Annotated in this window: 6 protein-coding genes and 1 pseudogene; 3 read left to right on the top strand and 4 right to left on the bottom strand. The window is 61.9% G+C overall.

What is annotated here, in order from left to right:
• Positions 1 to 358: 358 nt before the first annotated feature.
• Positions 359 to 1,617 (top strand): IS3 family transposase gene (locus ACZ4TW_RS23515; protein WP_085949121.1). Its coding sequence is split into 2 segments (ribosomal slippage): positions 359 to 704 and positions 704 to 1,617, totalling 1,260 coding nucleotides; the frame shifts between segments, so codons are not numbered across the junction.
• Between the two features lie 323 nt (positions 1,618 to 1,940).
• Here the strand turns inward: ACZ4TW_RS23515 and ACZ4TW_RS23510 are convergent.
• From ACZ4TW_RS23510 to ACZ4TW_RS23495, 4 genes and pseudogenes are all read right to left on the bottom strand, one after another.
• Positions 1,941 to 2,291, bottom strand: a complete 351-nt coding sequence (locus tag ACZ4TW_RS23510; RefSeq protein WP_005194698.1) for an integrase core domain-containing protein — start codon at positions 2,289 to 2,291, stop codon at positions 1,941 to 1,943.
• A 105-nt stretch (positions 2,292 to 2,396) separates the two neighbouring features.
• Positions 2,397 to 3,523 (bottom strand): annotated as a pseudogene (locus ACZ4TW_RS23505) (IS3 family transposase).
• Positions 3,524 to 3,636: 113 nt separating this feature from the next.
• A complete protein-coding gene (locus ACZ4TW_RS23500; RefSeq protein ID WP_005194693.1) occupies positions 3,637 to 6,660 on the bottom strand; it encodes an MMPL/RND family transporter in 3,024 nt (1,007 codons plus the stop codon).
• A gap of 91 nt (positions 6,661 to 6,751) precedes the next feature.
• A complete protein-coding gene (locus ACZ4TW_RS23495; RefSeq protein WP_005194691.1) occupies positions 6,752 to 7,360 on the bottom strand; it encodes a TetR/AcrR family transcriptional regulator in 609 nt (202 codons plus the stop codon).
• 108 nt (positions 7,361 to 7,468) lie between these two features.
• Here ACZ4TW_RS23495 and ACZ4TW_RS23490 point away from each other — a divergent pair, with 108 nt between their 5' ends.
• Both ACZ4TW_RS23490 and ACZ4TW_RS23485 read left to right on the top strand, forming a co-directional pair.
• Positions 7,469 to 7,945: a PaaI family thioesterase gene (locus tag ACZ4TW_RS23490; protein WP_005194688.1), complete on the top strand. Its 477-nt coding sequence runs from the start codon at positions 7,469 to 7,471 to the stop codon at positions 7,943 to 7,945.
• Between the two features lie 208 nt (positions 7,946 to 8,153).
• Positions 8,154 to 9,292 (top strand): IS3 family transposase gene (locus tag ACZ4TW_RS23485; protein WP_085949120.1). Its coding sequence is split into 2 segments (ribosomal slippage): positions 8,154 to 8,424 and positions 8,424 to 9,292, totalling 1,140 coding nucleotides; the frame shifts between segments, so codons are not numbered across the junction.
• Positions 9,293 to 9,416: the final 124 nt, after the last annotated feature.

The raw sequence follows: 9,416 nt of genomic DNA, 5'->3' as shown, positions 1-9,416 counted from the left end.
CCGCCCCATCACGAAACTCCCGGTCGTACTTCTTCCGCTTCTCTGGCATCGTGCTCCTCATTATCGATGCCTCTACGGTTCGGGGGGAACCTCAACCCCCCACCAGTGGGGACTTTCTCATGGCCACGGACACCCCCGCATGCGCGGCGATCGTGCGCAGCCCCGGCGACGGTAACCCCACCGCCAGACCCAGCCACAACCGCAGGACTTCTCTGATCTCTTCCACAGCAACCTCCCGATAGCCCATGCCGCCGCCCCTTCCATGACTGCTCGTCACGGCCGAGTCAACGGGACCTGACCCCGGACCTTGGACACGTTGAATCCCGCAGTTCGCGGGGAGAAGCGAGATGATCAAGGTATGGCTCGGAGACACTATTCAGAGCAGTTTCGTCAGGACGCGGTGGACTTGTACGAGTCGACCCCCGGGGCCACGGTGCGCGGTATCGCCGCCGATCTTGGGGTCGAGCGCGGCACGTTGCGTCACTGGCTTGAGCGCTACGGCACCGGCCGCAAGACCGCTGCCGATGGCAGCGGGGCGGTCAGCCCGCTCAAGGCCCGCAACGGCGATGGGCCCGCTGTGGTGGGGCCAGAAAGCGCTGAGGCCAAGATCGCACGGTTGGAGAGGGAGAACGCGGCACTGCGTAGCGAGAAGCTCAAGCTGAGCACCGAACGGGAGATTTTGCGTCAGGCGGCCAAGTATTTCGCCGGGGAGACGAACTGGTGAGCCGCTTCCAGTTCGTCGCCGACCACCTCGACACCTACCCGGTCAAGTGGCTATGCGATCTCCTCGAGATCGCGTGTTCGTCGTTTTACGCCTGGCGCAAGGCGGCCCCGCGCCGGGCGGCTCGTGCGGAAGCTGATCATGTTTTGGCGCAACGTATTCGTGAGGTTCACGATGGTGACAGCACCTGTGGTGCACCGCGGATTACCGCGGAACTCAACGATGGGGTGGCGCTGGAGAACCGGGTCAATCACAAACGGGTGGCGCGGGTGATGCGCGCCCACGGCATTGTCGGTTATCGGCGGCGCCGTCGTGTGGTCACCACGATCCCTGAACCTGCCGATCGCATAGTCCCTGACCTGGTGGAACGCGATTTCACCGCGCCCGCCACGAACCGGGTGTATGTCGGCGATATCACGTATCTGCCGATCGCCGATGGCTCCAACCTGTACCTGGCTACGGTGATCGACTGCTACTCCCGACGGTTGACGGGGTGGGCGGTGGCCGATCATATGCGCACCGATCTCGTTGCCGATGCCTTGCAAGCGGCACAACAGACGCGAGGGTCGTTGTCGGGAGCGGTCTTTCACTCCGATCACGGCTCGGTCTACACCAGCAAGGCCTACGCCAACCTGTGCGCTGAACTCGGCGTGACCCAGTCCATGGGAGCGGTGGGCACCAGCGCCGACAATGCGATGGCCGAGTCGTTCAACGCCACGCTCAAACGCGAGGTCCTTCAAGATGAGCAGTCCTGGCCCGATGAGTTCACCTGCCGGCGTGAAGTCTTTGGGTGGCTCGTGCGTTACAACAACCGCCGAAGACACTCGTGGTGCGGGCACCAATCACCACTCACCTACGAAAACCGTTACGCTGCTACACTTCTACACGCAGCATAAATCCCACCCTGTGTCCAAGATCCGGGGTCAAGGCCCAACGGACAAAACAAGAGACCACCAGCGCAACGCGCCGGTGGTCCCATAACTGGCAATCCAGGTGGTCCCATCCCGATGGCAAAAATCAGCTCACAGCGGTCCCTTCACCGTGGCAAATGACACTCGCGGTACCTGACGCTTCGGCGAGAGTGTTGTCGGAGGAGTCGCGCACAGTGCTGACCGAGGGGTCGACTTTAAACTCGATCAGCCGGTCGGCATAGGCCAGCGATATGTATTGGGGGTTCATTTGGTCGACGCAAGACCATGAAGTACCCCAGGTTTAGTTCCTATGTGGTTGCGAGGGCCGGGGCGGCCGACTCGCAGATAGCTGAGGCGCCGTTGAGGGCGGCCTCGAACTCTGTGGGTGGTTGATAGTCGAGCGCTTCGTGTAGACGCTGTTGGTTGTACCACCAGACCCATTCGCAGGTGGCAAGCCCCACCTGCTCGACGGTGCGCCAAGGCCGACGCTGCCTGATCAGCTCGGTCCGTATGGTAGCCGCAACATGCCAACCGACGATCACGCGGGTGCAGGCATCGGTGACAAATTCGGTGTAGGCGAAGCCCTGCCAGGTTCGCACGCAGGTGATGTCGACGACCCATAGCTGGGACGACCCGTAGCTGGTTGGGTCGATCGGCACGAAACTGTCGCTGAACTCGGTCGGTAGGTCTGGCCGTGGTCGGGTCGGGACGGGTGGTGAAAGCCTTCGCTGCCCGCTGCACTCCGCGGACCCCGGCCAGTCGCATCAGCCGCCGGGTCTGATTCTCGGCCGATGTGGTGGCCGGCGCCGGCGGTGGTAGGTCCGTTCGATCCAGGTGACGATTGCGATCCGTAGCTGTTCACGGGTGTCCCAGCGTTGACGGTCGAGCACGTTGCGTTGCAGGAGCGCGAAGAAGATCTCCATAGCTGCGTTGTCCCCTCACGCCCCGACCTTGCCCATCGACCCCGTTGGACCGTGAGTATTCAAGGCGTGTAGGAATTTCCGCGACCGGAGCTGTGACCCTCGATCCGAGTGAACGATGCAGCCGGCCACCTCACCACGACGGGCCAGCGCGCTGTGCAACGCTGCCACGGCCAGTCGGGACTTTCATCCGGGAATCGATGCTGTAGCCGACGATCCGCCCTGAGTGCACGTCCTTGATTGCACACAGATAGAGCTTGCCCTCACGGGTGTGGTGTTCGGTGATACCAGTGAGCCACAACCGATGTGGCTCCTCGGCGGTGAAGTCGCGCTGGACCAGATCATCGTGGACTGGTGGTCCCGGTCGTCGGCCGTTACGACCTCGCTTCTTGCCGAACACCGACCACCAGGCGTTGTCGCGGCAGATCCGCCACGCGGTCCGCTCGGCCATCGACTCACCCACGGTGGCGGCTTCCCCGGCGAGGAATCGGTAGCCGAATTCCGGGTCCTCGCGGTGGGCATCGAACAGGGCATTCGCCCGATACGCCGCGGCCAGCTTGGCATTGGTGACCGGGCTGGCCAGCCACCGGTAGTAGGGCTGGCGCGAGAGCTGAAGTACCCGACACGACACGCGACGGCAATCCCGTCGGCGGCGAGCTCTTTCACGAGCGGGTACAGCCTTTTCCCGGCAGGTTCGCCTGCGATAGATACGCCGCCGCTCGACGCAGCACCTCGTTCTCCTGCTCAAGCAGGCGGATCCGCTTACGGGCCTCGCGCAGTTCAGCGGACTCGGTCGAGGTCACGCCAGGGCTGCGGCCCCCATCAATATTCGCGCGTCGCATCCACTTGTGCAGCGTCATCGGGTGCACACCGAAGTCGTTGGCGACCTGCTCGATCGTGACGCCTTCTCCACGATCACGAGCCACCCGGATCGCATCGTCTCGGAGCTCCTGGGGGTACGGCTTGGGCACAGCTACATCCTTCCCGACCGCCCGAAGGCAAGCCAGATCAGATGTCACCTATCCGTGCAGCAGTCCCTAGCGACAGTCCCGCGCGGATACTGGGGAACTAAACCAGGAGTACGTTAAACGGTTTCGTTGTTCGGCCACCAGCTGGTTTTGCCTAGTAGTGTCGCGATGGCCGGCACGACGATGGTGCGCACTATAAAGGTGTCGAGCAGTAGTCCGATACCGATGATCAGTCCAACTTGGGTCATGATGGAGATCGAGCCAGCCATGAGGCCGAACATGCTGGCAGCGAAGATGAGGCCGGCCGAGGTGATGACCGATCCGGTGTTGGTGACGGTTCGTAGAACGCCGATTCGTATGTTGTTCTGGGATTCCTCGCGTAGGCGAGAGATGAGCAGCATGTTGTAGTCTGCGCCGACGGCGACGAGGACTATGAAAGCCAATAGCGGTACAGGCCAGGCGATCTCGGTTTTGAGGATGTGTTGGAAGATTAGGACGCCGATGCCCAGTGCCGCGGTGTAGTTGAGGACGACGGTTCCTAGGAGATACAGCGGTGCGATGAGTGCTCGGAGGAGAAGGATTAGGATCAGGCCGACGATGATGAGGGTTGCCAGTGCCAGGAGTTGAAAGTCGTCGGCGAGTAGGCGTTGCAGGTCGGCGTTGATGGCGGGGAATCCGGCGATTGCGATGTGGGAGTCCTCCAGGGTGGTGTTCGGTCTGGCGGCGTTTGCAACATCGGTGATGGTGTTGGTCAGTTGTATGGCTTCGGTGCTGTAGGGGTCGAAGCTGGTTTGTATTGCGTAGCGCACGGTATGGCCGTCGGGCGAGACGAATTGGCGAGCGACATCGACAAAGCGGCGGTCTGCGTTGGCTTGAGGTGGCAGGTAGAAGCCGGTCGCGGAGTCTGTTCCGGCGGTTTCGCGGGCGGAGGTTTGGAGTTGCGTGGCTAGGGTGGCCATCCCGGCTAGTTGCTGAAGGTTGCTGTCGATCAGCGCGGACACGCCGTCGGCGAGTTGTCGTGATCCTGCGGCGAGCTGACTCACGCCAGTTTGGAGTTGAGTGATCTTAGCGGGCAGGTCTTGGTTGTTGATGGTGCTCAGGGTGGAGTTGAGGGAGTTGACGGTTGCGGTGAGTTGGTCGGTGACCGTCGTGAGGGGTGTGTCTAGTTGTGCGAGTTGTGTTGACAGGGTGGTGATCTGGTCGAGCAGTCCACTCCCTAGTGTGGCGTTGAGGTCGCGAATCTGTGCGCGCAGGGTTGCGCACTGGGGGACTTGGGCGCACCAGGGCGCTGAGTCGAGGAGGGGTAGGATTGAGGTCACTGTTGTCAGCGCCGCGGATGTTTGGCGGGTCAGGGCGGCAAGTTGTGGGGCGTTCTGTGAGGCGCGGTCGAGTGCGGGCGCGGACGCGGCGAGCTGGCGCAGGAGTGGTTGGTACTGCTGGATTTGTTGACCGGCGGTGCTTGCTTGGGTGAGGATACCGGCGAGTGGCGTCAGGTTGAGGCGTAGCTGGGTGTCGAGTTGGGCCAGCCCGTCGGCGAGCTGGTTGGCACCGGAGCGCAACTGCTCGAGGTCGCCTTTTCGTTGCTGGCCGTCTGCGACGGCGCCTGCCACCTGGTCCCCGATCTGACCGTTCTGCCACGACAGCTCGGCCTGTTCGAGTTTGTCGCCGGTGGGGCGGGTGACGCCGATGACGCGAGTCACCCCGGGAATTTGGGATACCCGCGAAGCCATCTGCTCGAGGTCGGCAAGTCCGCTGGCGGTGCGTAGGTCGATCGGCGCATCCACCACAAGAAACTCAGCAACCGTCACATCTGTGGGGAAATGGCGGTCAAGCAGCGCATATCCCTGGTTGCTGTCGGTCGTCGCGGGTTGGCCCTGGCGGTCGTCATAGGTGATGTGGATACCCATCGCGATCGTGCTCAGCACGATCAGCCCCACCATCGTTATAGCGAGAAGGGGGACTGGGCGGCGGACGACAAGCACCGCCACGCGATTCCAGTACTTGCGCGTGAGGTCTCGTCGGGGGTTGCCCCAACCGAAGCGGGCTGCCCACTGCAGCACCGGCGGCAGCAAGGTGACAGTGGCGAGGAACCCGATGAGGATCGCGATCGCGCAGGCCGGACCCAAGGTGGAAAAGACGCTCAGTTCGCCGAACGCCATAGCCAGGAATGCCAGTGCCACCGTCGCCGCCGAGGCCAAGATGACCCGTCCGATCGTCGCTGTAGCGTCCACAAGAGCATCCGCGGTAGGCGCGCCTTGGCGCAACCGCTCGTGATAGCGGCTGATGAAAAAGACTGAGTAGTCCACCCCGGCCCCGAGCAGAATGACCGTCATGAATGCGACGGTGAACTGAGACACCGGCATTCCGAGCTCACCTAGTGCGGACAAGACGCCGCGGCCCACCCCAAGGCTGACACCAATCACCAGCAACGGCACCAGTGCTGTGAACAGCGATCGGTACACCACCAGCAAGATCAGGGCGATCAGCGCGACTGTGGCCAAAGTGATCACGACCAGGTCGCTCTCGGCACTCACGATCTGATCACTGAAGGTGGCTGCGGGTCCGGTGACATGAACCGCGGTACCAGTATCTTCAAACACCCGGCGTGCGGTTTCGCGGACGGTTTCCACCGCATGAGTCGCCGCCGGACCGCCCAGGGTCCCCGAGACCCCGACGGGCAGATACCAGGCCTTGCCATCCTCACTCAACGCCTGGCGGGCAGTGATCGGATCCGACAGCAAGTCACGAACCGATTGCACATCGTCAAAATTTTCACGGAGCTGTAGGACCAACGCGTCGTATCGCTCTCGCGTGACCTCTGTAAGCCCATTCGGGTTCTCCATGGTCACGAAGACAGTGGTCTTAGCGCCCTTTTCCCCGAATGCGCCACCCATTTGATCAAGAGCTTGAAAGGACGGAACCCCTGCAGGGATCGGATCTACCGATTGCTGCCGCACCACCGTCTCCAACTGAGGAAACAGCACCGCCAACACCACCCCGACAGCTATCCACACCCCGATGACCAGGGACTTGTGCGTCAAAGTGAACCGCGCGATTCGTCCCAACGTGGAGCTGTACTCGCTGCGCTCGACCAACGGCCGCCTTGCCAAGCGCTTGTCATCGGGACGATGGACCACCATACGCAGTACCTCACCAACTCATCTGGCCCACAGTGGAACCATCGGTAGCGCTACGCTACAAGTTGTAGCGTAAAAGTGGAAGGCGGTGAGGCTATGTAGGCGGGCGCCGCCTGTGCGCCGCAAGAAAGTCATCGACGAGGCGCTCGAGATCAGCGACATCCATCGCGCGAATCCCGGTGAGCTTGGCGAAGACCAGAGGGCCTGCCAGCTGAGTGATCGCCATGGTCAAGTCCGGATCGTCGAGTTCAGCGGCGGCCGCGCTACTTGTCAACACTCGATCAAAGGGTTCTCGGTACTGGTTGACTACGCGCATCCGCAACGGCCCCAATGCGTTTGGTTCTTCGCCAGGTTGCTTGGGAACCATTGCCAACCAAGCCAGTGTGGTCAACTGCAACGGAGCCTGTTCGATGAGAGCAGCCTGGCGTTGCATCAATGTGACCAGGTCATCGCGAATCGATTGCGAGGTTTCAGGGTTGTCCACCTGAGGCAACAACCGCTCGAAGGCTGCTGCCACCAGGTCCGTGGTGCTCTCAAAATGTCGATACAGCGTGGTGCGGGCTACGCGAGATAGCCGGGTTACAGCCTCCACGGTGACCGCTTCGACCCCACCGCTGCTGAGCAGGGTCGCGGCAGCATCCAACAACCGCGCCCGCGAGCGAACCCGCCTCGGGTCCACATCATCGATATCGGCGATCTCCACCCTTGCCCACTTCCCGCTCCAGACCAACAGCACAAACGATACCGTCGGTAACAGAACGAAACTGCGAGTGCTCGAACACCGAACGAGGACCGCAGAGAGGACCACCCAATGGGCTTCGATCAGCGGCTACCAGCGCACTCGCCATCATGTATGGGATGTGGCAGCGACAACCCCAGCGGACTCCAGCTCGAGGTATACAGGCATGACGACCACGTCTACGCTGATCTAACCTTCGACGAACGCCAATCAGGAGCACCCGGCCTAGCCCATGGCGGTGCCATCTCAGCAGCCTGCGACGACATCATGGGATTCACCCTGTGGATCGCCCGCACACCTGCAGTCACTCGAACACTCACCGTCGAGTACCGACACCCAGTGCCACTGCACACACCCGTGCACCTCGTCGCCACGGTCGTCGATAACACCGCTCGGGCACTCTCCATCAAAGCGGTCGGCACAGTAGGCAAGAAAGCGTATTTCACCGCGAACGCCGTGTTCGTGAAAGTTGACTTAAGTCACTTTCAGAACCACGGAGACCCGGACGCCGCCACAGACCTGATTACTCGATTCCTTCAAGCCGACTAGAATACCGTAACCGCGCCTGCATCTGGTGTTACCCGATACAGCAAGGCTGCATCAACCCTGAGGGCGAGACGTATCTAACCCATTCGCAGCGCCTTACCGCCCTCCCCGTGAACCGAGCGCTTAGCTTGTGAGGTGAGCCCTCCTGGGTGGTCCAGTCGTTGTGGGACTCTGTTGCTCGATTGTTCGAGCAGGAAGAATCAACGACGTCATGACATCGAACAAGCGCCGCCGGCACACGCCGGAGCAGATCATCCGCAAGCTCGCCGAGGGCAATATGCTCCTCGCCGCTGGTCAGGAACTCGACGAGGTGTGCCGGCACCTCGAAGTCGCGGAGTCCACGTGGCATCGCTGGCTGGCCCAGTACGGCGGCATGAAAGCTGATGACGCCAAGCGGCTCAAAGAACTCGAGGCGGAGAACGCCCGACTCAAGAAGCTCGTGGCCAACCAGGCCCTCGACATTGACATGCTCAAGGACCTGTCGTCGGGAAACTTTTGACCCCGAACCGTAAACGCCGCGCCGTGACGGTGCTGCAAGAACGGTTCGGGGTGTCTCAGCGTCGGGCGTGTGCGGTGGTCGGTATCCACCGCTCGACGATGCGCCTGAGGACACAACCAGCGGACGACGAGGACACCAGGCTGAGGGCCTGGCTACGCAGGTTCTCCACCGACCGGCCCCGGTGGGGGTGGCGGCGAGCAGCGAAGATGGCACGCAAATCCGGATGGGCGGTCAACGACAAACGTATTCGTCGACTATGGTGTGAGGAAGGACTTCGAGTGCCCCAGCGCCGCAAAAAGAAGCGGTTGACCGGCGTCGGTGTCACCGTAGGGGCGATGTGTCCTATCCGGCCGAACGTGATCTGGGCGATGGACTTCCAATTCGACACCCTCGCTGATGGTCGTACGATCAAGCTACTCAACATCATTGATGAGTACACCCGAGAGTGCCTGGCCATCGAGATCGGCAGGTCAATCGACGCCGACCAAGTGGTCGCAGTCCTTGACACGCTGGCTTTGACCCGCGGGGCGCCGGTCTACGTGCGGTTCGACAACGGCCCCGAATTCGTCGCCCACGCCGTACGCGACTGGTGCCGATTCACCGGCACCGGAGCCTTGTTCATCGACCCCGGTTCGCCATGGCAGAACGGCTGGATCGAATCGTTCAACGGTCGACTACGCGATGAACTGCTCAACTCGTGGCGCTTCGATTCTCTGCTCGAAGCCCAAGTGATCACCGAGGATTGGAGGACCGACTACAACACCGCCAGGCCCCACAGCGCCCACGGCGAACTCAGCCCCGCTGAATTCGCTCTACAGTGGACCACGACCCACCAATCCCAAGCCGCATAGCGACTGGACCACCAAACGGGTCCCCCTCACCATCAAGTCGCGCATCGCGCTGGAGCCGCAATGGCCGCCCATTCGGTGTGGATAGGTGTCGAGCAATGACTCGGACATTGTCATGGTCTCCCTA

It is taken from the genome of Agromyces sp. NPDC029043, assembly GCF_055564615.1.
Note: the sequence above shows the minus strand (reverse complement) of the source record. Positions and strands in the feature narration are given on the sequence as shown.

Bases quoted from the DNA above. Each gene is read 5' to 3' on its own strand.
- ACZ4TW_RS23490 (WP_005194688.1), top strand. From the start codon at position 7,469: ATGGGCTTCGATCAGCGGCTACCAGCGCACTCGCCATCATGTATGGGA.
- ACZ4TW_RS23500 (WP_005194693.1), bottom strand. From the start codon at position 6,660: ATGGTGGTCCATCGTCCCGATGACAAGCGCTTGGCAAGGCGGCCGTTG.